Origin of the sequence: Chthonomonas sp. (assembly GCF_035294165.1) — a bacterium.
Taxonomy (GTDB): domain Bacteria; phylum Armatimonadota; class Chthonomonadetes; order Chthonomonadales; family Chthonomonadaceae; genus Chthonomonas.
The window spans coordinates 1-23,330 of the sequence record NZ_DATGLN010000157.1 but is presented as its reverse complement, the minus strand read 5'-3'; the positions used below and the strand labels follow the sequence as shown (position 1 = coordinate 23,330).

Genomic DNA, 23,330 nt, shown 5'->3' with positions numbered 1-23,330 from the left:
GCACTATGCCCGTCTCGTGGAGGAAAAGGCCATTCTGCGGCGGCTATTGGATGCCGGAACGCGGGTTCAAGGGCTGGCTTACAGCGATTTTGAGAGCATCGAGGAGCTGGTTGACCAGGCCGAGCAGATCATTTTCGAGGTGGGGCAGCGGCGCATGGGGCGCTATTTCTACGAGTTGCGCCCCCTTCTGAATGCCGAACTCGACCGCATAGAGAAGCGCTACGAAAACCGCGGCGCCCCCACCGGCCGCCTAACCCCCTTCGACGATCTTAACTACAAAACGGCAGGTCTGCAGCCCTCCGACCTCATTATCATTGCGGCCAGGCCCGGAATGGGTAAAACCACGCTCAGCCTCCAACTTGCCCAGCACGTCGCCTTAGAAGAGCGCCTGCCGGTGGCCATCTTCAGTCTGGAGATGTCTAAAGAGCAGCTTGTAACTCGCCTTATCTGTTCCGAATCGCGCGTGGATGCCCATCGTTTGCGCACGGGCAATCTTCAGCCGGAGGATTGGCAGCGTGTGGGCGAGGGAATCAGTCGGCTGGCGGAGGCGCCCATTTTCATTGACGATACGCCCGACATCTCCATCATCGAAATCCGCGCGAAATGCCGTCGGTTGAAGGCCGAGAGAGGCCTCGGACTGGTGCTAATAGACTATCTGCAGCTTATGCGTTCTCACCGCCGCACCGAAAACCGTAACCAGGAGATTTCGGAGATCGCGCGGGCCTGTAAAAGCCTTGCCCGTGAGCTTGATGTGCCGGTTATCGCGCTCTCGCAACTCTCGCGCGCGGTGGAGTCGCGCCCCGATAAACGCCCTCTGCTCTCAGACCTGCGTGAGTCCGGTTCCATAGAGGCCGAGGCCGACATCGTGATCTTCATCTATCGTGAGGCCTACTATAAGATGCGCGAGGAGGAAGAGGAGGAGGGGCCGCGTCCCTATGGGGCGGAGCGCCAGGAAGAGGCCGAGCTGATCATCGCCAAACACCGCAGCGGCCCCACCGGTAAAGTGATCGTGGGTTTCCAGCCACAGTACACTCGCTTTGTGAACATTGACAGGGTGCATGAAATTGAGGAGGGATAGCCTAACATGAAGGTTTTGGTGGTGGGGGGTGGTGGGCGCGAGCACGCCCTTGTTTGGAAACTAGCCCAAAGTCCGCGCGTGGATAAGCTCTACTGTGCTCCGGGCAACGCCGGCATCGAACGCCAGGCCGAGTGCGTTCCATTAAAACCTACCGATATCGAGGCTCTGGCCAACTTTGCCGCCGCTGAGAAAATAGCGCTGACCGTGGTGGGGCCGGAAGCCCCTCTCATGGCCGGGATCGTAGACCTGTTTGAGGCGCGCGGCTTGCCCATCTTCGGCCCCTCAAAAGACCCCGCTCGCATCGAGGGCAGCAAAGCCTTTGCAAAGCGCCTCATGCAGACCTCCGGCATTCCCACAGCGTCGTTTTGGGTGTGCGATTCGCCTACCGTAGCCCGCGCACGCATTGCGGACTACTATGCCCAGCACGGCCCCGACGCCCGCATCGTGGTAAAAGCCGATGGCCTCGCTGCCGGCAAAGGGGTAACGGTGGCCGCCTCGCGCCAAGAGGCCGAAGAGGCCGTCCACCGCATCATGGAAGAAAAGGTTTTTGGAGAGGCCGGCGCGCATGTGGTTATCGAGGAGTGCCTTACCGGCGAGGAGGCCTCCATCATGGCGATTACCGATGGAAGCCAGCTTGTTCCCCTTCTGCCCTCTCAAGATCATAAGCGGGTCTACGATAACGATCAAGGCCCCAATACCGGCGGTATGGGTGCCGTCTGCCCCGTGCCTATCCTTCCACCCGATCTCACCCAACAGGCCGTTGAGCGCATTTTGCGACCGGCCATCGAGGCCATTCGGGCGCTTGGCATTCCCTACCGGGGGACGCTCTATGCCGGGGTGATGGTGACGCCGGAGGGGCCGAAATGCATCGAATTTAACTGCCGCTTTGGCGACCCCGAAACCCAGGCGGTGCTGCCGCTTCTGGAGAGCGATCTGCTTGATCTGTTGCTAGGCGCTGTAGAGTGTACTCTTGACCAAGTGGAGGTTCGTTGGAAGCCGGGGGCGGCCGTTAATGTGGTGGCGGCCTCCGCAGGCTATCCGGAGAGTTATGAAACCGGCAAACCCATTTACGGCATCGAAGAGGCGGAGGCCGAAGGGTGTTTGGTGTTTCATGCCGGAACGCGCAGAGAAGGCGGCCAGATCGTGACGGATGGCGGGCGTGTGCTGGGCGTTACCGGCCTTGGGGCCGATGTTCGCGAGGCCATGGCGCAGGCCTATCGGGGCATTGCGCGCATCTCTTTTGAGGGCATGCACTACCGGCGTGACATCGGGGCGAGGAACCTTCGTTGATATGCCGCGTTTCGCCGATCTCGTAGGCCAAGAGCCGGCCATCAATGCGTTGCGCAAGGCGATGACCGAAGATCGCTTGCACGGCACATGGCTTATGGTGGGCAGCCCCGGCGTGGGGAGGGGCACATTGGCGCGCACGTTCGCCCAGGTAGTTGCCTGCCAGACCCCTCAAAAAGACCCGTTTGATGCTTGCGGCGTGTGCCCCTCCTGTCGCTACGCCGATGCCGGCACACACCCCGAAATCCTTACGATCCGCCCGGCCGGCGAACAGATTCAGATTTGGCAACTTTGGGACCGTGATGGACGCCCTCCCGGCGCCTTATCGCATACCCTCTCCTTTGCACCGGTTATCGGGCGAAAGCGAGTGTATATTTTGGAGGCTGTTGAGCGGCTTACGGAAGCGGCGGCCAATAGCCTGCTGAAGGTTTTGGAGGAGCCGCCCCCCTACGTGCTGTTTGTGCTTACCGCACCGCATCCCTCACGGGTGTTGCCCACTATCGTCTCGCGCAGTCAGGTGCTGCGCCTCCTTCCCCTGCCCCAAAGCCGCTTGAGCGACTATCTTAGGGAGCGCTACGGGCTGGAGCCGGCGCAGGCCTACCAGGTTGCGGCGATATCGGAGGGGCGCATAGGCCAAGGCATCCGGCTTGCCAGCAATCCGCAGGCGCTTCGAGAGATAGAGAACGTCTTCGAGCTGATCGAGATGATCGCCGTGGCGCCTAAAGGGCGCGCTCTTCGACTCGGCGAGCAGATGCGAAAGCTTGCCGGCGAGCTGAAGTCTCTTTTTGAAGAGGAGAAGGCCAATCCAGAATCGGCGGAGGGGGAGCCGACCACCCAGCGAGAGCAGGCGGCACGGCGTCAGTTCGCCGCCCTCTTCGATCTGATGGTTATTTTCTATCGCGATCTCTTCCTATTGTCTACTTGTGGCCCAGAGACGGCTATTGTAAACGTGCATCGCCGCTCCGCCCTCGCCCGCATCGCACAAAAGGCCCCCCCCTTGCGATGGCAACGCGCCATAGACGCCATTCTGTTGGCTCGTCGCCGGCTGGATTTCAACGCCAACATCGCCCTCCTCACCGATACACTGCTGATGCAATTGCTTGCGGACTAACCCCGAATCGGGGGCGGCCTTGCAGACGACAACAAGGTGCTGAGGGGAACGGTGTCGGCACCCCATGTCACCTCGAAGCGAAGCTGAAAGGTCTTCTCGTTTCATTCTCACTGAGGGGAAGGGCGCCCCACCCCAGAAAATCTTGCGATTTTCTGGAGACCCCGTATAGACCTTGAGGGGGAGGGCGTCGGCTTTGAGAAAGGCGCAGTGCTCAGCACCGTCGGCCATGAAGAGCCGGTGAGATAGACGCCTGTCATTTCGAGCCGAAGGCGAGAAATCTTGAGTTTCACTTTCCCCCAGTTCTGAGGGGTAGGGGGTGGGGCTGATAATCTCACAGTTCTAGAGGCAGTTTTACAAAGCAAGCCTGTCTTGTTCGCCCCCTATCCCATCCTTTCCCCCGATTCGGGAGGTGCTAGCGCACGGAGATGCAGCGGCCAGAGAGATAGGCGATGAAGGAAACGACACAGGCCGCTGAGGCGCCCACCGCGAGGTGCCCCTCTCCCCAATGGGGGGAGGGGCGGGGGGGTGGGGGCTGATAAGCAAGCCTCTCCTGTTCGTTCCCTATCCCGTCCTCTCCCCCGATCCGTTAGGTGCTAGCGCACAGCGATGCAGCGGCCAGTGAGATAGACGATCATAGGAACTGTGCTGGCCGCTGAGGTGCCGTCCGCGAGGACGCCCACCGCGAGGTGCCCTCTCTAAAAGGCGTTAAGCAGCAACGCCGATCCGATCCTCCCCACGTAGAAGTTGCCGATACTTGTCGCGTAACTGACAAACGGTGGAGATGAAGGTGGCATGCGACCACGTGAGGGGTGAGACCGACAACGGCGCCCCGGTGAAAGGATGAAGCTGTTCTGCCATGATGCCTGAGGGCAGTGCATGGCGGATGCACCACCGCAGCAGCGATTCCGCCTCTCGCAATTCAGCGATGCTTTGGGCACGTACAATGCGCCACTGGGCCAGCCATAAGGTGCACAAAAACCAAGGGTTGCCAGGGACGATAGATATATCATCGGAGCAACGGTAGTAGTAGTCTCCCTCATATCGCGCAATGCCGCCCACCTCCGTGCGAACCTGAAGCTTGGCCTCCAACTGCTCCATCGTGGAGATAAGCCGCGGATCGTCGGGGTCTAAAAATCGGAAGAGAAACAGCCCGGCCAGGCTCGCGTCCATCGTGAAGTCGGGAACGATCTGCCCTTCCTCCACGCGGATGGTTCTTAGAAAGCGGTTTTGGTTGGCGCAGTAAAGATAGCGAAGTGCGGCATCATGAATCTCCTCGGCTACGCGCCGATAACGGCGCGCACGCTCCTTGTCGCCAAAGATGCCGGCAAAGCGAGATGCGGCCAAAAGCCCAGCCCATACCGAGGCGACGGTAAAGCTGTGGATGCCGCGCCTCTCTTCCCACAAGTCCCAACACATGTCGGGCAGGCCGGTATGTGGATCGCGAAAGGCCGCCAAGAAGTCGGCTGCAGGCTGAATCATGTCGCGATACACCGTGCGCAGGTAGTCCACATCGCACAGTCGGTCGAAATGCTCGCCCAAGGCAAATAGCACCAAAGCCGTCTCATCTTCTTGAATGGGCAGTTGCAGGTGCCCGGTGCGATCGGCCCACGGATGCCAGGAGGAGCCGACGCTGCCATCGGGGTTGTATTTGTGCCAGAAGTAGCCTTTGGGGTCAATAATCTGCGAGCAGAAGGTAAAGAAGCGACGCGTCGTTTCATGGTAGCCCGCCAAGTCCATGGCATAGGCCACAAGGGCGCCATCTCTAGGCCACATATAGGAGTAGGAGTCGCGGCTATATTGCAGCACATCCGAATCGTTGGCCGCAATAATGGCCCCTCGGTTGTCTATTTGCGTGCGAAGCACCAGGAGACAGCGATGGTAGAACCGCAGAATATCGTCGGGCATCTCAAAGGGCGTATCGCCCTTCGTCACCCAAAAGTGCCAGTAGGTGCGCACGCGCTGCAGGATGGTTTCGGGGCCTATCTCGCGAATTTCGTGATCCAAACGGCTCACCTCGGCGAGGTCGCGACCGGCGCATATCCAACTGTAGACCACGGCCTTATCGCTCACGCGCACCATCACACGACCAACCGAATCCACGCTGCCCTGCGCGATGGGGTTACGCGAAAGGGAGCCGTCTTCGGCATCGCGCCAGGTGCCCTGCGCCTTGTGATGGCCGATAATGCCTACGGCATAGCTCGAAAGCCCCCAGTCCCTGCCGTTCGTCCCGCTGATGAGAAACCAGTGGCGGCCCTTGTAGTGCAAAATGGCGCGATGGACAGGGTCGTAATAGGCTGTATCGCCCTCCCGTGAACCGCTGATGTTGAGGTCATGATGCCAAAAGAGGCGCACATCCCGTTCGCCACCTACCAGATTGTGAATCTCCACACGTCGCAGAAGGATGTCGGCGTTGCAGTCCACGCAGTCTTGGCAGATCAGGCGCAAACCCATGCTCTGATTCAGCAGGTGCACTTCCGTGACCAAAGTGTCTTCCTCGTAGCGCAGTTGGCGTTCCCAACCATCGTCACATACCCATGACATCTGTCCGTCGCACCACACCCCGAATCGGCAAGGGTAGCCCATGGTGTGGTTGTATTGCCCCACATATGGATAAAAAAGCTCCCTTAAGTTGTAACGATCATCGAAAGCTACTAATAGGTTTCCATTGCAGATCGGTATGTCACGTGGCATTATTTACACTCCGTTGCGCTTTTCTTGTTGTTTTTTGCTGAGGAATTATCGGCGTTCTGAAGAGAATGTTCCATATTTTCGCCTAGAGTTGGGTAGAATTCTGGGAAATAGGGGGTAGAACGTGGCAAAACAGGTGTGCTGCGCTCCTCCATGCGAGATTTTTCGGAGATGAGGCCTTATGAAAAAACATGACGATGTGCGGCGACGCCTTATAAAAAGCACGGCGCTGGCCGCCGGTGCCGGTTTTTTGGCCGGTTCTGCTGTGCAAGGCGGGGCTGCACCGGTGGTTAGCAGCGCCCATTTCGACGCGCGGCAGTTCGGGGTACGCGGCGATGGCCACAATGACGACACCGAAGCCCTACAAAAGGCCCTCGACGCGGCGGGCAAGGCCGGCGGTGGCATCGTGAGCTTGCCGGCAGGGCAGTATCGCATTAATGGGCACCTTTCCATCCCCGGAGCGGTTACCTTGCAAGGGACTTTTCGCGCCGCGCCCTGTGCACGCCACGATCCCTATCCCCAGCTTTACGGCACCGTTCTGCTGGCCTATGCGGGGCGTGGCAAGCCCAACGACCCGCCGTTCATCCGTCTCGCCGGCCAGATGGCAGCCCTTGCCGGCGTTATCATCACCTATCCCGAATGGAAGCAGACCGATGTGCCGCCCGTTCCCTACCCGCCAACCGTGTTGGCCGAAGGGGGGGTGGAGGATGTGGCGATTATGGACTGCTGCTTCCTCAATACCTACGAGGCCATTCGGCTGCAGGAGGCGCATCGGCACTATGTGCGTAACGTCTATGGCTACCCGCACTGGCGTGGCCTCTATGTGGATGCTTGCTATGATATTGGGCGCGTGGAGAACTGTCACTTCTGGCCTTTCGGTGTGAACTTTGACCCCAAAGACCCCTTCTGCAAGTGGGTCAACACCAATGCCGTCGCCTTCGAGTTCGCACGCACCGACTGGCAGTACGTGTTAAACACCTTCTGTTTCGGCTATGGGGTCGGTTATAAATTCTCCGAATCGAAGGCCGGAGCTTGCAACGGCAACTTTTTGGGCATCGGCTCCGACTCGTGCGAGCGCGATATTTTGGTGGAGCAGGCCCAGCCTTACGGGCTGCTCATCACAAACGGCGAGTTTGTGGGGCGCTGGACGAGTACATCGGCCGTGTGCGTGGAGATAGGCGAGAAGGTCGCCTCTAAAGTAAGCCTAAATAACTGCGCGTTCTGGGGGCCGATTGAGCGGATCGTTTGGCAGCGCGGCCCAAACTCCCAGTTCACGGCCTCCGCCTGCCATTTTGTGGACTGGACGTCCACCGCCCTCCAGATCGATGCGGGCAAGGTGATCGTGCAGGGGTGCACCTTCATGCAGCCTAAAACCGCTGCCATTATCGGAGAGCAGGTGAAGTCGGCCATCTTCATCGGCAACCAGGCCAACAATGGGCTTATCGTGGATAATCGGGCGGGCAACCGAACCCAGCTTGGCTTTAACGAGCAGCCCACATAATAGAGCTGTGAGGTTGATCGTATAATAGAGGGAGAGGGAGGCAAAAGCGGTGTTGCGTGGAACCGCAGTACTTCTTATCCTCTGTTTTTTGATCAGCGAGGTATGGGGCCTTCGGATCGAGCTGCGCCCTATGCGTCGCCCTGCACCGCCTATGGCCATGTTGTGCGATATGCCCTGTTGCCGAACCGCGCTTCCCGACGGCAAAATGTGTTGCTGTTGCCACACAGGAGCACAGGGAGGCATGGCGTTTTGTCCCTGTCTGCATGCGCCGTCCGATAAGCAGCACGCCCTCCTACTGTCGGTTAACCAAAAGCTGCCCTGTTTGCCGTCGGGGCGCTTTGTGCCATTGTCTCCCATAGCAGCGATCTCCCTAAGCCTTAGGTTACGACCGCTGTGGCCCGCCTCTTTCGTGCCTTCTCCATCGCCACCACCTCCTCGTGCGCTCTCTTCACTTCCATTGGCATAAACGCCTCTTCTGAAGCGACCTGAAGCTTCGGGGAGGAGCGTGAAGCCCACCGGCCCGTCTAAGCTGGTGGAGATTGAAATAAGAGCAATAATCTTCGAGGAGGTAATTTTCATGATCAAGCGTACGCTTGCGTTCACGCTTATCGAGTTGCTTGTCGTAATAGCGATAATCGCTATACTTGCAGCCATTCTCTTCCCTGTGTTCGCACAGGCCAGAGAGAAGGCGCGCGCCATCGCCTGTCTATCAAACTGCAGGCAAATCGGGTTGGCGCTCTCGATGTACCTACAGGATTGGGATGAGAAGTTCCCGCAGGAGCACCCCTCCACAAGCAACCCGGTAGTAGATGACAGCCAGGGGCAGTTGGAGACAATAGACTACGGTTCGCCGTTCGATAAGATTCTGCCCTACGTCAGCGGGCACGATTCCAACAAAGTGGGAATCTACACATGCCCGTCAGACCCTGATCCTCATGGGCAGGAGCTTTTAGATGCGAGCGGCAACTGCAAAAACACCAATCCACCTGCACCGCCGCCTGGCCCGCTCACCAGTTACGTGCTCAACGCCTACTACCTGTTCGGCGCCACCTTGGCGCAGTTGCCGGACCCGTCGCGTTCCATCTACATCAGTGAGCGGCGCGACACTTTTTGCGACGTGCACTACCACCCGTGGTTAGGCGAGATACTCGCGCCCAAAGGGCCTAGCGACCCGACCAATCCGGTTGCTGTCGCCTACAATCGGCATAACGGGGGAAGCAACTTCGTCTATGCCGATGGCCATGCGAAGTGGCACCGCTTCGAGGACACCATACGGCCTTTTGAAGGTCACGAGCTATACGGCGAGCACCAGGCGTTTTAGCGCGGGATCGGTCGCAGGCAACACTGCGCCTCTACCTCGTTGCGAGGTAGAGGCGCGCAACCAGGCTAGGTGGGCGACAGCCCGTAAGGGGCCGTCCGTCTTAGGCGATCTGCATAGGCATCAGCACGCAAAGGTAGTCCAGGCCAAACCCTTTGTTCTCCTCCTCATCCACCTGTGCAATGGGGCGAATGACTCCCGGCTTCAGCGGCTCGGTGAGGTCGAGTGTAACGCCCTCCTCCTCGATCACCGAAAGCACATCCAGCAGATAGCGTGCATTGAAGGCCACCTCCACATCGTCTCCTTCTCGCAGCACCTCCAGCTCCTCATAGGCGCTGCCGACGATCTGGTTTTCAGCCGTCAGCACCAGCTTATCTTCATCGGTACGCAGAATAATGCGGTGGGCGCTGGCGCTGTCGCGTGCCACGATAGAGGCGCGTTTCACCGCCTGAAGGAACGGCTGGGTGGGAATGGAGAGGCGGCGCCGATACTCGGTGGGAATAACGCGCTGATAGGGCGGGAACTGGCCTTCGATAAGCCTTGAAACGATCTGCACATCATCCTCGCCCGGCAGCAGGAAGCGCACCTGGTTCGAGGAGATGGTAACGTTCACATCCCCCTCGTTGTCGGTAAGCAGACGCAGCAGCTCGTTCATGGTGCGTGCAGGCACCACTGCGTTTTGGGTGCCGCGCACGTTATTAAGGGCTACCGTACAGAGGGCAAGGCGATGCGTATCGGTAGAAACCAGGTGCAAAGCGTTCTCCTCCACCACCATAAGAATGCCGGTGAGGATGGCACGCCCTTCGTCGGAGGAGACGGCGAAAATGGTTTTTCGAATCATCTCTTTAAGAACGGCTTGCGGCACGGCGAAGGAGACGGCATCGGCCACCTCCGGCAGCTGAGGGTACTCCTCTGCCGGTAGTCCGAGGATTTTGTAGTCGGAGCGCTCGCAATGCAGGCGCACGGTGTGGCTGCGGTCTACCGAGAGAGCCACATCGCTCTTATCGGGCAGGTTGCCCAATACCTCCGCCAAGGTGCGTGCCGGCGCGGTAAGCGCCCCAGGCTCCTGCACGGTGGCGGCGACGCGGCAGGAGATGCCAAGCTCAAGGTCGGTGGCCACAAGGCGCAACCCCCCCTCCTCCGAACGGATAAGGATGTGGCTGAGGATGGGTAAGGGGCTGCGCCCGCTCACCGCATGGGCGACGGCTTGAACGGCGGAAAAAAGGTCTTTACGAGGGCAGAGGGCCTTTAGGCTGCTGTTGGTTTCGATAGGTGTGGTTACCATGTATGTTTCCTTTCTAAATGGGAGGTTTCGTAGAAAAGGACGGGCGGGGACACGAAAAAGTGTCGCTTCTGAATTTTGCTAATTTTTGCATAATTTTGCCACAGAAAAAATTTTTTCCAAAAATTTGCCCAAATGGCTACTTTTTGGGCTTGATTTGGGTAATAATATATAGGGGAAGCGTTCTCTGCAATTGGAGAGCCTCCTGCGAACATCAAACAAGATGCTCGCGTGAACGGAAGGAGACATAAAACGGATGTCCAACCTGCTTGTCACCAACAGAGAAGAAGAGTTCGTCTCGGGCGAGGTGGTTGAACCGGGGGTATATGAAGACCTCGAAAGCGGCGCCATTTTGGAGATTCGCGAACCGGATGTGCTGCCGGAAGGGGCCCGTGTGGTTCACTATCGGCGACGTTTCCGGCGCATCGGGCAGCTACAGACCGACTCCCGTGGCCTCAACCCCGGAAGTGAGGCCGCCAAAAACCGCTAAGGTTTTGGGGGAGGGGCGTCTGTCTCGTTCCCCGAACTTCACATACGGTCTTCCCCATTGAACCGCGCACCTGGGGGTGAAGTCGGGGTTACAGGGCGGCATAAGGCCCTCTTGCCGCCCTGTTTTCCTTTTAGAACCGCCAGGTAGGCTGCAGGTAGAACCAGTTCACCTCATGGGCCAGCGCAGGGGCGAGCGTGCGCACAAAGTGCCCCGGAAAGAAGTGGCTATAGCCCATTTCGATGCCCAACGTCTTCGAGAGGTGATAGGTCGCAATGAGGTCTACATCCGTGCCGATCTCCCGCCCGGCTGCCCCGCTAGGGCTGCGTAACGGTTGACCGTTGGTCCCTTTCACCGGCCCGCCGGCATACCAGTAGTCGCGCGCATCGGCAAGCGCCAGAAAGTGCGCATCTATCGAAAGTTCCCAGCGACGCGCGGGCGCCCCACTCAGCATAACCCGCCACTGCCTCACGTTGCGCCAGCTATCGTAGATCAGCGAGCCGAAGAAGGCATGGCTTGAACCAAACAGTGGGTCGAACGTGTTGGTGTGGTGAGGGTTGGTGGGGTCGCCGCCACTGGCAAAATCGCGTTCGATCAGAAGGCGTAGGCCGGCTTTGCCCGGGAACACGGTGCTTAGGGTGGCTCCGTAGGCCCAGGCCGTTACCGCTTTGCTGCCGTTGCTGCCGAACTGAAAAGCCGTTTCCACCGAGGCCTCTGTGCGCCGAAGCAGGTGCACCACCGGGCGTGTGCCCACCGTCCACAGGCCGAAGTTGTTGCCTGCCTCATGGTCGTGCACATAGAGCAGGTAGAGGTCGGTGGTGTTTTGTTGGCCCAAGGGGAGGGTGGAATAGACGCCGGTGAGCACCGGACGGATCGGCTTCCCATCGGCCACGCCTACCCGCCCCACAAACAGATCGGTGTCGGCGCCGTGCCGTTCGTAGCGTAGTCGCAGGGCATCGAAAGAGCGCGAGATGTTGTTCCAGTTGTCGTCATCAAGCAGGCGGTGCACGCCGTAGGCCAGAATCTGCCGCCCCAAGCGCACGCTCCAAAGGCCGTAGCGTTTCTCCACATAGCCCTGGTACAGCTCCGCCACACTCTGAACCCGCCAGTGGCTGCCCACAAGCTGTTCGCTTTGGCGGTGCTGCGGTTGCACAAATAGACTTAGGCCGGAGGCATCGTGCCATCCGAAGCCCAGCCGCACCCGACTGAGCCACTCTTGTGGCGCCGAGGTGCTGCCAATGGAGGGGGCATCGGCCTGCGAGCCGTCGTGCCGAATCCGCCATTCAGGCTGAAAAGAGAAGGAAGGGACGGTTTGGGCGGGCGCCATTTGCCCGACCGCCAAAAGGGCCGACAACAAGCCGGCCCCCATAAGGGGTTTCTGTTTCACGATAGGTACTCTCTCCTAGAATAAAAAGGAAATGGAAAATCGCTCCCTCATGTTGAACGCCCTGCTCTGCAATACTCTTTGGGTTGGAAAAGGAAAATGCGCGCTAAGGCGTGGGGAGCTTTGAACGGCCTCTCCATCGCGGGTAAACAGCAGCCCGTGTGGAGAGGCGCTGCACTTTATTGTGACAGCTAAAGATTAAGGGAATGTTAAGACCATCATAAAAGGGCGCGCGAAGACGTCGAGCCTTCGATTTTTGCTGTAATGGGGGCCTTTCTAAACCGTGCCAAAACATTGTGTTACAAAAAGACGGTCGCGTTTGCAAAAAAAGAAGGAATCTGGCGAGCAGGCACGAATTTACCAACAACTTTCAGCCTATTTTTCCGGTTTTGCCCACCTCCGAAGTATCTCCTTATTGGCAGGCAACACGGAAAAGCCTTTTAAGAATTCAGAAGAAAGGAGATGCGCTTCATGCGTCCTATCAAATCTGCAGAACCGCCAGCATGGCCCCAAACACTCTCCAATGCTCATCGGGAGTCACTTACCCTCTCCTTAAAGCTGATCACCCCGATGTTCGGCGGTGGCTACAAGGCCGGTGAAGTGGACGATGTCTGCCGCATACGTGCGGCCACAGTTCGGGGGCATCTGCGTTTTTGGTGGCGTGCCCTCTACGGAGCCGAATATACGACCTCCAATGCGCTGTTTAAAGCCGAGGAAGCCCGTTGGGGCAGCACAGAAAAACCGGCTGCCATCTCTCTGAAGGTAATCGTGACTTCAAATGGCAATTCAAAAACCTATTCTCAATGGACTTCTTCTAATAGTGCTTTAACCTACTTCCTCTTCCCTTTCCAGAAGAACAATCAGCGGCCTCAGGAGGGAAAAGGATATGCAGACATCGCCTTTACCCTCACGCTCGACTTCCCGGCGGAATATCACGACGAGGTCGAACGCACTCTCAAAGCCTGGATAGCCTTTGGCGGCATCGGAGCGCGTACCCGCCGTGGCTGCGGGGCGTTGACGGTTACAGAGAATGTGGCTAAGTGGTGTATGCCGGCCAATCCTTCTGAAAGAACGAACTGGCTTAAAAAGCTACTACCGAGCGTTGCCGGGCAGAGATCGTCAACGAACATTCCGATCCTGCAGGGCGCTGAGTGCGTTTTGGGAGCCGCCAATCGGGACGCTATGCAAGTTTGGGAAGGGTTGGCGCAGTTTTGGCGGAAGTTTCGCAAGGGGATAGTAAGTGCTTCTGGAAGTAATACCGGACGGAGAAATGCCCTCTACGGACCGGGCTTGTGGAAAGACTATTCTTGTCTTGCTTCTAACCTACTAAGAAATAACGCGCTTCCCCTCGTTAAACCCTTTCTAGGACTGCCCATCATTTTTCAGGACACGCCTACGCTTCGTAATGCCACGCAAGGTTTTATTGGGGATTTAGTTCCAGAAGATTCAGGACGTATGGCCTCGCCGCTCATTCTCAAACCCATTGCTTTATCCGATGGACAGTTCTGCCCTTGTGTTCTTGTGCTATCCGCAGGTCGGCCACAAAAACTAAAAGCAACTGGCCAGCTTCTCGATCAAAATAGGCGAAAGAGCGTAGATGCATCTGTTACGGTGCGGATGCCCACTCCAAGCGAAGAGCCGCTATTAGGATCGCTGGATGTAAGAGATGTCTATGCAGGCGTGATCGAAGCGGCAAAAAAGTTTTTTAAGGAGAGGACTGATGCGACGAATCTAGTGTCTATCAACCTGATTACAGAGGAGGCTAACCACAATGCGTAATCTGCTGACGATCTCTATCGGGCCGGTGCAGGAGTTTATTGCGGCGGCGCGAAAAACGGCCGATCTCCAGGCCGGATCGAACCTGCTGCAGTGCCTCGCCTGCGAAGCCGCAAACTATGTGGGCGGTTACGGCGAGCTTATCTTCCCATCGAGCACTGCGGAGGGTGGGGCCAACAAAATCCTCGTTCTCCTCCATGAAGATCAAGACCCTAAGGTGGTGGCACGAGAGTGTCGTAAGCGTCTTAAGCGCAAGCTTATGGAGTGCTGGCAAGCGGTGCTAAACCAACTGCCAGCAGGCACTATTGATGAAGAGCTTGCCAACAACCAGGTGAAGAACTTTTTGGAGTTCTACGCCGCCTGGATGCCGTTGGATGACGAGGCCTGGATGCCGTTGGATGACGAGGTCGACTATCCCGCAATCCGCCAAGAGCTGGAGCGCCTGCTGGCCGGGCGTAAGGCCCTACGCGATTTTAAACAGCCCCTCAGCTTTCCCGATCGCTTCAAAAGCCCTCTCGACCCCTCGCGCGACACGGTTATTCTGAACCACGCGAAACTGAAATCGTGTTTACAGCTCAAAGAGAGCGAATACCTCGATGCCATCTCCGTGCTGAAACGCTATGCAGGAATGCCCGACGATCCCCTCAAGCATTGCTTCCCCAATAGCCCGGCACTGGGGCGACGGTCACAAGTTCCCTCCACCTCCGAGATGGCGTTCCGCTCGCTGGAGCTGCGTCTGGAAGGCTCCGCCAACCCTATTCCCAGCTTGGAGCGACTGAAAGATTTTGCTAACAAGCACAACATAGAGCCAAGCACCATAGTGTTCGCCAACCGGCTGGAGGAGCTAGCAGAGGATGGGACACTTGAACCGGAGGAAATAGCGGCGGCACACGAACTGCATTCGAGATTTCTGAAAGAGTTCGGCGAAGTGTTTCCCTACTACGCCATCCTCGCCGCCGATGGCGACCGCATGGGCCAAATCCTCAGCACTCTGCGCAAGCCTGAGGCGCATCGCACTTTCTCGGCACAACTCGCGCAGTTTGCTAAAAAAGCAAGAGATATCGTTGACCAACACGGTGGCTATTGCATCTATACCGGTGGGGACGACGTGCTGGCGCTTCTGCCGCTAGAGACGGTTATCGAGTGCGCAGACGATCTGAATCAAGCGTTTCGCCAACAGCTACAAAGTCTCAACCTGCCGAATGATTTGGGCACGCTCTCGGTAGGCATTGCGATATGCCATCGCATGGAGCCGCTTAGCATCGCCCTAGAAGCCGCCCGCAATGCCGAAAAGGCGGCCAAGCGATGCCGCAACGCCTTGGCCATCTCCGCGCATCCGCGCAGCGGCTCGAACATTACGGTGGTAGATTCGTGGGGTAAAAGCCCATACACCGACTGGCAGAACTCTAAACAAGCCCTGCGCCACGGACTTGCGCGCGGATTTCCCTATGAGCTGCAGCAGCTCGCCCGGCAGTGGGAGGGCGTGCAGTCGCACCCTCGCCTCCCCGAGCGCTTAAAAAATGAAGCGCAGCGCATTCTGGATCGCAAAAAAGATACAAGCGGTACGGCACGGCAGAGCATCGGAGCCGCGATCGAACAGATTCAATGCGTGGACGATTTGAAGACCCTTGCCGACCGCTTGGCCATCGCCCATTTCCTGACAAGGAGTTGAAAAAGATGCGAGCCTTTCAAATTTCGCCCATCGAGCCTCTGCTGCTGCGTGACGGTCGTCCGTTCAGCACCGATGAGGGCGCTCTGGATGCCACCTCGCTCTCCCTCCCGATGCCCGGCACCCTTGCCGGCTTTCTGCGCACGCTGATCGGACAACTGCGCGGATGCTCTTGGACCCCCGATGAGGTCGCCGCACTGCGCGACATCCGCATCGCCGGGCCGCTGCTGCTGAAAAACGAGACCGTCTGCTTCCCTGCTCCCGCCGACGCGGTGGTGTTGGGCGGAGAGCAGAAAAAGCTGATGCCCCTACGTCCTTTTGAACCGCAGAAGGGGGGCTGCGACCTTCGCCCCGGGCTTTTGCCTCTTAAGGTGACAGAGGATGGCAAGCCCGCTCCGGGCTATGTCTACTGGACGGCCAGAGATATGTTTCTGTGGCTTGCCAACAATACGCCTAAGGACTTTCTGCCCGAAAACATCGGCGACTTTCCCCGCGAAACCCGCCTCCATGTGGCCATAGACCCAAACACCTATGCGGCCAAAGAGGGCATGCTCTACTCGACCCAAATGGTAGCCTATGAGCGCATGCATGAGAACGGTAAGGGGTGCGAAAGCTGGTCGTTTTTGGTAGCTGCAGAGGTACCTCAAGAGGAGAACCTCTGCACCGTTCACACGTTGGGTGGGGAGCGACGCCTTGCCGCCATAACGGATGCGCCCAAAAAGTGGCCCGACACATGCCCGAACCCCATTAAAGAGGCGCTGCGGCAAACCCGACAGGTGCGGATGGTGTTGGCCACTCCCGCGATATTCAAGGAGGGTTGGAGGCCTGGCTGGCTCAACGACGAGCTGGTTGGCTCGCCGCCGGGCGCCTCCGAGGTTGTGCTGCGCCTAAAGGCGGCTGCCGTGAAAAGGCGGTTGGCGGTGAGCGGGTGGGAGTATCGCCATCAGCGCGCCAAGCAGGTGCGCTGGCTGGCGCCTGCCGGCTCGGTCTACTTTTTTGAGCTGGAACAGGGCGACCCAGAGCAGTTGGTCGAGACGCTTTGGCTAAAGCCTGTTTCCGATAAAGAGCGCGATCAAAACGATGGCTACGGCCTTGCCCTTTGGGGCGCCTGGAACAACGCATTTTAAAGGAGGATAGAAAGGATGACCGCTTGGGCTTTGTTCTTACATGCCTTAACCCCCGTGCATTCGGGAACCGGCCAGGCTGTGGGGGTTATTGACCTGCCTATCGCCCGAGAGAAGGCGACCGGTTGGCCGGTGTTGCCGGCCAGCGGAGTCAAAGGCGTTTTTCGAGATGAGGCTGCACAGCTCGTAGATAAGAGCACGGTAGATAAGCTCTTTGGCAAGGCCAATGAAGGCAAGGATGGCGACTCCGGAGTTGCCGGCCCGCTCTGCTTTGGCGACCAGCGCCTGCTATGCCTGGCCGTGCGGAGCTTCTACGGCACCTTCGCCTACGTCACCAGTCCGCTGGTGCTAAGCCGTCTGAAACGCGATCTCTTGGCCGCCGGTCTCGACCTTCTGCCGTCGCTGGGGCAAACCCTGAACACGAACAGCTCCGCTCTCATCCCTACGAAGAGCGAAATCGCGGACAAAGTGATGCAGAAACTCTATTTCGAGGACATTGATATAGAAGGCAAGGCTTCTGAGGATGCGGAGAAAGTTGCGCAAGAGTTGGCCGACATCCTCTTCCCAGAGCAGAAGTCGCTGTTCACCGAGCGCTTTGCCGTGGTACCCGACGACATTTTTACCTTCCTGTGTGAAACGGCCACCGAGGTAACCGCACGGGTGAAGCTGCAGGATGACACGAAAACGGTACAAAGCGGAGGCCTTTGGTATGAAGAGGCCGTGCCCGCCGAATCGGTCTTTTGCGGCATCGTGATGTGGACAGGCAAAAAGGACAATACGCAGGAGGCGGAAGGCCTTCTCTCTAAAATCACGAAGATACAGGTGGGGGGGAAGGCCTCGGTAGGGCGAGGAATCTGTCGTGTGGAGGTGAAGCCATGACGCTGAGAACACGCGCTCAGGTAGACATGCTGCTGGCGGAAGAGCTGGTTAACGAGGTGTATGAGAAGGAAAAAAAGCCTGTACACACAATCTATGGCGGGCTGTGCCATCAATTTCCGGTGTTGGTGCGCACCTGCGGCCTGTGCCAGGCTCTAGCCTTCTCCGCAGCGAAAGCGAAGACGGGAGAGGAGGGCGACCGCCAGAGGGCGCATGCGCTGCTGCTGAAACATGTGGGCAAGGTTCTCAACCTACCTCAAGAAGCACAGAAGCTGTGCACGGAAGTTGCCGGCGCCGATGCCTCTCAATATATGTTCTACACACGCCGCGTTCTCTCGGCATGGGTCTACTTCAAGCAGTTTGCGGTCTCCATTCTCGATGTAACAAGCGCCAATGAGGCGAAGGAGGAGGGAGAAGGTGAGGCCTGACAACTCGTTTGTGATTCGATCTGTACGCAAAGATTTACCATCCCTTGAGTCAAAACAATATTCTCACGCCGGCCTGTTGCTGCACCGCTATTTGCAAAAACAGGATGATGAGCGTGCCAGAGAAGACCTGCTAGACAGCATCTGCAACAAGGTGAAAGCCTCCGAAGCCTATAAGGCAGCATTTGAACGATGGAAACAGGCTGCGACAGGGCAGAAGCTGGAGGTTAGGTTGCGATTCGAGACACCGTTGGCCATTGGGCTGGGCAACGAGTCGCCCATCGAGGTGGGCTTCACGTTTCATCACACTTACGGCATGCCCATCGTGCCGGGCAGCGCCATGAAAGGGCTGTGCCATAGGGTGGCACGGTTGGTTACAGGTCTGTCCGACGATCAGTGTAAAGACCTGTTTGGGGATACCACCATCTCTTCGGCCTTTGTTTTTCACGATGCCTGGTACGACCCCGATACGGTAGGCGGTTACCCGTTCCATCGTGACGTGGTGACCACGCACCACCCAGACTACTATCAAACCCAAGGAAGCAAGTGGCCTACCGATTTCGACGACCCGGTTCCGGTGCCCTTCCTGGTGGTGAAGCCGGGAGCGTGCTTCTATTTTCTGTTTGAGATGCCCAACGCCAGTCCGCAATGGGCGGCCTTTGTGGAGTCGCTGCTGAAGTGGGGCGGTGAGAACCTCGGCATCGGCGCAAAAACGAACGCCGGCTATGGACGGTTCGAGGTAGAGAGGATAGGTGGTTCTCAAACCTCTTCAGAAGAGGAGTTGGAAGAGTGGAAGGATGTTGAAATTAGCGTGAACCCTAGTACCCTTGAGGCGGAAGTAAAAGCTTCCACTTACGGGTCAGCGGTTACCCATGCAAATGATAAAAAGAAAATAGAAGCATTGCTGAAACCGCATAAAAAAGAGCTGAAGGAGCACAAATGGAAGGCGAGAGCGACCCTGAAAATCGCAAAGAAGGAAAAAAATTACATTCGTGACATACAGGACATCCAGTTTTGAGCGGTAGGAAAGGAGCCGATAAAGATGAATTCCATCCTTGTGACGGTGGGCACCTCGTTGCTCACCAACATGCAGCGCGACAATCTGGAGGCGACCGTGCAACCGGTTCGCCTGCAGTACATCCGCGAGAAGGGGGAGCAGAAGGCCAGTGCCGAGACCAACTCGCTGCGGTTGCTGCTTGAAAAGATGTCGCCGAAGAACACCAAAATCCTCTTCTTTCACTCCGACACCGAGGACGGGGAGCGCTGCGCCCAAACGCTTGAACGCTACTATGACGGGCAGGGCTACCAGGCCGAAACGCGACGGGTTGAGGGACTGCAGTACCGGCAAGAGGCGTTTAAGGCCGCCGGGCTGCGCAACCTGGTGCGCGAGTTAGCCTCCACCGCGCGCCGAGAGCAGGAGGCCGGGCGGGCGGTGCACATCAACGCCACCGGTGGCTTTAAGGCCGAGATAGCCTATGCCACCCTCATCGGGCTTTTGTTCGATGTGCCGGTGTACTACCTGCACGAACGCTTTAACAACCTTATTCAGATGCCTCCTGCCCCCATCGCCTGGGACTACTCGCTGCTGGCGGAATACGATGCCGTTTTGAACTGGCTCGAGGCCGCCGGCCAGCGCAAGCTGGAGGAGCTTTGGAACTTCGCGCATCAGCACGGGATAGACTGCGAAACCGACCCAGGCTGGCGTAAAATCGATCTCATTCTCGACCATGAGCCGATAGATGGCGACATCTATGTGGCGCTATCGCCGGCAGGCGAAGCCTACTACGAGGCCTATCGCGCACACCTGGAGCGTCCGGGCGACTCGATATACCTCACCCAAGAGGTTTCGGAGCGCTTAGAGCGGCTGGAACCCTCCAAACGCCAAGAGATCGAGGCGCTGTTGCAAAAGCTTAGCCATCGTCCCTTTTGGCAGGGCAGTGCGGAGAAGATGCGCGATTCGGGGCTGTGGGTCTACCCGCGCGGGCCACGCAACGCGCGGATCGCCTTCTATCTGGATGAGGGTGGCACCGGCGTGCGCGTTTGCGAGATCGCCTGGCATAACGATGGCAGCTACGACGCGCTGTGCGATCGGAAGCCGCAGGCCGAGGCCTATCGTGAGGCGCGATGGCGCCTCTGGACGCGGAGGTAAAAATGGCAAAAATCGTTATTAGCTTTCTGGGTACGGGGAATTATCAGGAGGCGGAATATACATGGGACGCTCGCACCTATCGCACCCGCTTTTTCCCGGCCGCCGTGGCGCAGTGGATAAAGCCGGATAGACTGTATGTGCTGCTTACCGACGAGGCACGCAATCACCCAAATTGGGCATCCCTCCAGGCAGAATTAACGAACCAACAGATCGAGTATCAGGATATCACGATTCCAAACGGCAGCTCCGAAAGCGAGCTGTGGGAAATCTTTGAGCGGCTCGTTGGGCTGCCTCAAGAGGACGATGAGATCACCCTCGATATCACGCATGGCTTCCGCTCGTTGCCGGCTCTCGCCCTATTGGCCATGGTCTACCTACGGATTGTGAAGCAGGTAAATTTACGCCACATTTTCTACGGGGCTTACGAAGCAAGAGCTTCAAATTCTAGTACAGAACCCTCTGTCGCTCGTGTCCCAACCTTCGAACTCACCCCCTTTGTTACCCTGCTCGAATGGGCTTCGGCTGCCGATCAGTTTCTTAATACCGGCAATTCAACGGTTCTCGGCAAGCTCCTCAACGAGCGGAACAAAAAGCTGTGGAAAGACGAGGGGGCGCAACCGAGAACGCTGCAGCGATTAGGCAACGGTCTAACAACTTTGTCGGAGATAATCGCGAGCTTGCGCGCCCGAGAGGTTCCTACGGCCGCCAGCAATCTTGTGAGTGCCCTGAGGGATGCCGAAGAGGAGGTACGTACCTATCTTCCTCCGGCGGTACCTATCCTCGAAAACGTAAGGAAGGCCTATGAGCCGTTGGCCACTCCGGTGCGGGCTAACCAGCTGGAGCGTCCGGAGGACATCCGTTCGCATCTGCGGGTTCAGTGGGAGTTGCTGCAGAAATATATTCGGTGGAAACAGTGGGTACAGGCGGTCACTCTTGCCAGGGAGTGGGTGGTAACGTTGCTCTGTTGGCGTTGCGAACAACCTGTGCTCGACAAGGAGGTGCGTGAAAGTGTAGCAAAGCATTTGAATCCGACAAGTGAAGCCGATAAAAAAGAGATAAAACAGGATACAGACTATCTGAAGGATTTAGACGAAGCGGAGAAGGCGAGTTTTACAGGGGTTTGGGGCAGGCTAGGGCAGCTGCGCAACGACATCGCCCACTGTGGCATGCGCAGAGATCAGCGTAGCGCCGAGGATGCCATTGGGCAAATAGAGAACCTAACCTCGATTCTAGAGCCGCTAGCTCAACAGATCAAAGATTAATTTAGGGTTCCATCTGTCATTTCGAGCCGGAGGCGAGAAATCTTAAGTTTCAATCCTCGCCGGCTCTAAAGGGAAGGGTGTCGGCCTTTAGGCTTGCGGTAGTTTCCTTAAGGGCAAGCTATCCCCAGCCTGCTGCCGTCGTTTGCGTAGGGTTTGCAACAGCAGCGGCAGAGCAAAGCCCATAATAAATGCGCCTAGCCCGCCCTCCGGCACAAAGCCGTGAGGCGTTTGCCCTCCTGAGGCGGCGAACTGCGGTGGAAGCGCGGCAAGCAGGGGGGGCGGGCTGCCGTGTCCTCCCCCGTGAAACAGGAACGGCAACCCAAAGGCCCCGTAAGGAAAGCCACCGGTAACATGGGCTTGCGGCAGTCCAGGCGGCACAAGGGGCGCTAGGGAGGGCGAGAGAGCCACCTCTGCATTCTTGGCCTGTTCTGGGCTGACAAAGGGAGAGTAGGATGGCGTTACGGGTGTTGGGGCCGAGGCCATCTGAAGATTGGGTGCCGTAACGTTAAAGAGGTTATGGGCGACGCTTTTAGGAGGGGGCAGTTGGATGTTGCCGATGGGGTTGCCGCATACGGCGATGAGCACCGGAGTGCCTCTTGCATCTACAAAGGCAGGGGTACCGACCGGCAAGCGTCGCATGCGATAGCCCATGATGTCGCGCCCTTTTATGTGATGGACGTACCACACGGGCAGCACATGGGCCGCGGTGAGGCGTTTGAAGCGGAGTTGTGCCAGAGCCAGCTCCAGCTCCCCTAGTGAGGCCAGTTTATAGTGGCGCAGATAGCGCGCGGCCACCACGCGATTGGTGCGGGCTTCGGTCACCAGTTCGCGGGTGCTCTCGACCGGGGTAACCAGGAAAGAGCCGGGGGGCACGACGGAGGGCACTAGGCGGAAGGTGGGTAGGGGCGGGTGTGCGGAGGCAGACAAGCTTAATAGCCCGACAAGGGCAATTAAGGACAGGGTTATAAGAAAGCAACCTCTCTCGAAGCGGCGTGTCAGGGCCGTTGCCCCTTTTTCATGATGCCGCAAACTCGGTTTTTTCTGGATCGTTTCCCATAGTGTGTGCATCCTGTTCTCTCTCCCTCGGGGTGCCGTCGTTTCGTCCTGTCTTTCCTCAGGGACACCTGTTTGTTATATTCTCTTTTGCTTCAAAATGTTCCTATTCAGGGAGTTCTACGTATTATATTAAGGCCGACTCGTAGCACCTATTTTATCACATCATCATAGGTAAAGCTACCGGTAGTTTTACTAGATCAGGATATTTAGGAAAAGCTAAGTTTGCGCGAATCGGGAGTGATTGTAGGTTCGAGAGAGAGGTTCGCGCAGGATTTTGAGAGAGTGTGGTATAATATAAGAGGCAACTTCTCGAGGGTAAGGGCTTAAGAGGCCTTTATTTTGAGAGTAAGTTGACCGTATCACCGGCTCTTCGGAGCTGGTGGGGATTGAAACAAATATCTGCAGCTGATTAGGAGGTTACAAATGAGTATCACCGGCTCTTCGGAGCTGGTGGGGATTGAAACTTTTGGTGGATATCACGACGGCAAACCAAAGCACGTATCACCGGCTCTTCGGAGCTGGTGGGGATTGAAACTAATACCTTCTCGAATACCTGCGATACGTATTGGCGTATCACCGGCTCTTCGGAGCTGGTGGGGATTGAAACTGGTCTATTAGTTCAACATCCTTCTCAAGATAGGTGTATCACCGGCTCTTCGGAGCTGGTGGGGATTGAAACCTCCTTAGAAGCGCCATCGATACCCCTAAGAACCTCCGTATCACCGGCTCTTCGGAGCTGGTGGGGATTGAAACTTGTCGTTGGATTCGCATCTTGTATCTGAAAGCTCGTATCACCGGCTCTTCGGAGCTGGTGGGGATTGAAACACTGTCAACAGACCCGTCATCGCCACAGGCAT

At 57.5% G+C, this 23,330-nt stretch carries 19 protein-coding genes and 1 CRISPR repeat array; of the genes, 15 read left to right on the top strand and 4 right to left on the bottom strand.

The window, feature by feature from the left end; all coding sequences use genetic code 11:
* The 3 genes from dnaB to VKV29_RS07935 all read left to right on the top strand — a co-directional run.
* Positions 1 to 1,078: replicative DNA helicase (dnaB, locus tag VKV29_RS07945; protein WP_324200775.1), on the top strand; the 1,078-nt coding region annotated here is incomplete at its 5' end.
* A 6-nt stretch (positions 1,079 to 1,084) separates the two neighbouring features.
* Positions 1,085 to 2,368 carry a phosphoribosylamine--glycine ligase gene (purD, locus tag VKV29_RS07940; RefSeq protein WP_324200774.1) on the top strand — a complete coding sequence of 428 codons (1,284 nt, stop codon included), beginning with the start codon at positions 1,085 to 1,087 and terminating at the stop codon, positions 2,366 to 2,368.
* A gap of 1 nt (position 2,369) precedes the next feature.
* Entirely contained in the window at positions 2,370 to 3,476 is a 1,107-nt protein-coding gene (locus VKV29_RS07935; RefSeq protein ID WP_324200773.1) for a hypothetical protein, read from the top strand.
* Positions 3,477 to 4,181: 705 nt separating this feature from the next.
* Here VKV29_RS07935 and VKV29_RS07930 read toward each other — a convergent pair.
* A complete protein-coding gene (locus VKV29_RS07930) occupies positions 4,182 to 6,167 on the bottom strand; it encodes a glycoside hydrolase family 15 protein (protein ID WP_324200772.1) in 1,986 nt (661 codons plus the stop codon).
* Between the two features lie 178 nt (positions 6,168 to 6,345).
* Between VKV29_RS07930 and VKV29_RS07925 the strand changes: the two genes are divergently transcribed.
* The 3 genes from VKV29_RS07925 to VKV29_RS07915 all read left to right on the top strand — a co-directional run bounded on the left by VKV29_RS07925 (position 6,346) and on the right by VKV29_RS07915 (position 8,986).
* On the top strand, positions 6,346 to 7,665 hold the full coding sequence (locus tag VKV29_RS07925) for a glycosyl hydrolase family 28-related protein (protein ID WP_324200771.1): 1,320 nt from the start codon (positions 6,346 to 6,348) through the stop codon (positions 7,663 to 7,665).
* Between the two features lie 49 nt (positions 7,666 to 7,714).
* Positions 7,715 to 8,131 (top strand): hypothetical protein, encoded by a 417-nt coding sequence (locus VKV29_RS07920; protein WP_324200770.1) that lies wholly within the window; start codon positions 7,715 to 7,717, stop codon positions 8,129 to 8,131.
* Between the two features lie 111 nt (positions 8,132 to 8,242).
* On the top strand, positions 8,243 to 8,986 hold the full coding sequence (locus tag VKV29_RS07915; protein WP_324200769.1) for a DUF1559 domain-containing protein: 744 nt from the start codon (positions 8,243 to 8,245) through the stop codon (positions 8,984 to 8,986).
* Between the two features lie 100 nt (positions 8,987 to 9,086).
* On the opposite strand, the gene dnaN is transcribed toward VKV29_RS07915, so the two are convergent.
* The gene (dnaN, locus tag VKV29_RS07910) at positions 9,087 to 10,268 is read right to left on the bottom strand and encodes a DNA polymerase III subunit beta (RefSeq protein WP_324200768.1); all 1,182 of its coding nucleotides are present in this window, start codon (positions 10,266 to 10,268) and stop codon (positions 9,087 to 9,089) included.
* Between the two features lie 253 nt (positions 10,269 to 10,521).
* Between dnaN and VKV29_RS07905 the strand changes: the two genes are divergently transcribed.
* Positions 10,522 to 10,755: a hypothetical protein gene (locus VKV29_RS07905; protein WP_324200767.1), complete on the top strand. Its 234-nt coding sequence runs from the start codon at positions 10,522 to 10,524 to the stop codon at positions 10,753 to 10,755.
* 130 nt (positions 10,756 to 10,885) lie between these two features.
* Here the strand turns inward: VKV29_RS07905 and VKV29_RS07900 are convergent, their stop codons facing one another.
* Positions 10,886 to 12,139: an alginate export family protein gene (locus VKV29_RS07900; RefSeq protein ID WP_324200766.1), complete on the bottom strand. Its 1,254-nt coding sequence runs from the start codon at positions 12,137 to 12,139 to the stop codon at positions 10,886 to 10,888.
* A gap of 468 nt (positions 12,140 to 12,607) precedes the next feature.
* Between VKV29_RS07900 and cmr1 the strand changes: the two genes are divergently transcribed.
* Genes cmr1 through csx2 form a run of 8 tightly spaced genes read left to right on the top strand, consistent with a single transcriptional unit; the run spans position 12,608 to position 21,417 of the window.
* Positions 12,608 to 13,915, top strand: a complete 1,308-nt coding sequence (gene cmr1 / locus VKV29_RS07895) for a type III-B CRISPR module RAMP protein Cmr1 (RefSeq protein WP_324200765.1) — start codon at positions 12,608 to 12,610, stop codon at positions 13,913 to 13,915.
* Complete coding sequence (cas10, locus tag VKV29_RS07890; RefSeq protein ID WP_324200764.1) at positions 13,908 to 15,584, top strand: type III-B CRISPR-associated protein Cas10/Cmr2; 1,677 nt, start codon at positions 13,908 to 13,910, stop codon at positions 15,582 to 15,584. Before cmr1 ends, cas10 begins: the two co-directional genes overlap by 8 nt.
* Before the next feature lie 5 nt (positions 15,585 to 15,589).
* Positions 15,590 to 16,708, top strand: coding sequence for a type III-B CRISPR module-associated protein Cmr3 (gene cmr3 / locus VKV29_RS07885; RefSeq protein ID WP_324200763.1), 1,119 nt, complete (start codon positions 15,590 to 15,592; stop codon positions 16,706 to 16,708).
* Between the two features lie 15 nt (positions 16,709 to 16,723).
* Positions 16,724 to 17,584, top strand: coding sequence for a type III-B CRISPR module RAMP protein Cmr4 (gene cmr4, locus VKV29_RS07880; RefSeq protein WP_324200762.1), 861 nt, complete (start codon positions 16,724 to 16,726; stop codon positions 17,582 to 17,584).
* A complete protein-coding gene (gene cmr5 / locus VKV29_RS07875; protein WP_324200761.1) occupies positions 17,581 to 18,009 on the top strand; it encodes a type III-B CRISPR module-associated protein Cmr5 in 429 nt (142 codons plus the stop codon). The genes cmr4 and cmr5 overlap by 4 nt, the downstream gene beginning before the upstream one ends.
* Positions 17,999 to 19,024: a type III-B CRISPR module RAMP protein Cmr6 gene (gene cmr6 / locus VKV29_RS07870; protein WP_324200760.1), complete on the top strand. Its 1,026-nt coding sequence runs from the start codon at positions 17,999 to 18,001 to the stop codon at positions 19,022 to 19,024. Before cmr5 ends, cmr6 begins: the two co-directional genes overlap by 11 nt.
* A gap of 24 nt (positions 19,025 to 19,048) precedes the next feature.
* Entirely contained in the window at positions 19,049 to 20,155 is a 1,107-nt protein-coding gene (locus VKV29_RS07865; protein WP_324200759.1) for a putative CRISPR-associated protein, read from the top strand.
* Positions 20,156 to 20,157: 2 nt separating this feature from the next.
* On the top strand, positions 20,158 to 21,417 hold the full coding sequence (csx2, locus tag VKV29_RS07860) for a TIGR02221 family CRISPR-associated protein (protein ID WP_324200758.1): 1,260 nt from the start codon (positions 20,158 to 20,160) through the stop codon (positions 21,415 to 21,417).
* Between the two features lie 87 nt (positions 21,418 to 21,504).
* Here the strand turns inward: csx2 and VKV29_RS07855 are convergent, their stop codons facing one another.
* Positions 21,505 to 22,485: a hypothetical protein gene (locus tag VKV29_RS07855; RefSeq protein ID WP_324200757.1), complete on the bottom strand. Its 981-nt coding sequence runs from the start codon at positions 22,483 to 22,485 to the stop codon at positions 21,505 to 21,507.
* A gap of 344 nt (positions 22,486 to 22,829) precedes the next feature.
* Positions 22,830 to 23,298: a CRISPR direct-repeat array (repeat unit 37 nt; unit sequence GTATCACCGGCTCTTCGGAGCTGGTGGGGATTGAAAC).
* Positions 23,299 to 23,330 lie beyond the last annotated feature (32 nt).

Coding starts and splice junctions, on each gene's coding strand:
- VKV29_RS07865 (WP_324200759.1), top strand. CDS start 19,049: ATGAATTCCATCCTTGTGACGGTGGGCACCTCGTTGCTCACCAACATG.
- cmr4 (WP_324200762.1), top strand. CDS start 16,724: ATGACCGCTTGGGCTTTGTTCTTACATGCCTTAACCCCCGTGCATTCG.
- cmr5 (WP_324200761.1), top strand. CDS start 17,581: ATGACGCTGAGAACACGCGCTCAGGTAGACATGCTGCTGGCGGAAGAG.
- VKV29_RS07925 (WP_324200771.1), top strand. CDS start 6,346: ATGAAAAAACATGACGATGTGCGGCGACGCCTTATAAAAAGCACGGCG.
- cmr1 (WP_324200765.1), top strand. CDS start 12,608: ATGCGTCCTATCAAATCTGCAGAACCGCCAGCATGGCCCCAAACACTC.
- cas10 (WP_324200764.1), top strand. CDS start 13,908: ATGCGTAATCTGCTGACGATCTCTATCGGGCCGGTGCAGGAGTTTATT.
- VKV29_RS07855 (WP_324200757.1), bottom strand. CDS start 22,485: ATGCACACACTATGGGAAACGATCCAGAAAAAACCGAGTTTGCGGCAT.
- purD (WP_324200774.1), top strand. CDS start 1,085: ATGAAGGTTTTGGTGGTGGGGGGTGGTGGGCGCGAGCACGCCCTTGTT.
- cmr3 (WP_324200763.1), top strand. CDS start 15,590: ATGCGAGCCTTTCAAATTTCGCCCATCGAGCCTCTGCTGCTGCGTGAC.
- csx2 (WP_324200758.1), top strand. CDS start 20,158: ATGGCAAAAATCGTTATTAGCTTTCTGGGTACGGGGAATTATCAGGAG.
- VKV29_RS07915 (WP_324200769.1), top strand. CDS start 8,243: ATGATCAAGCGTACGCTTGCGTTCACGCTTATCGAGTTGCTTGTCGTA.
- VKV29_RS07930 (WP_324200772.1), bottom strand. CDS start 6,167: ATGCCACGTGACATACCGATCTGCAATGGAAACCTATTAGTAGCTTTC.
- dnaN (WP_324200768.1), bottom strand. CDS start 10,268: ATGGTAACCACACCTATCGAAACCAACAGCAGCCTAAAGGCCCTCTGC.
- VKV29_RS07905 (WP_324200767.1), top strand. CDS start 10,522: ATGTCCAACCTGCTTGTCACCAACAGAGAAGAAGAGTTCGTCTCGGGC.
- VKV29_RS07935 (WP_324200773.1), top strand. CDS start 2,370: ATGCCGCGTTTCGCCGATCTCGTAGGCCAAGAGCCGGCCATCAATGCG.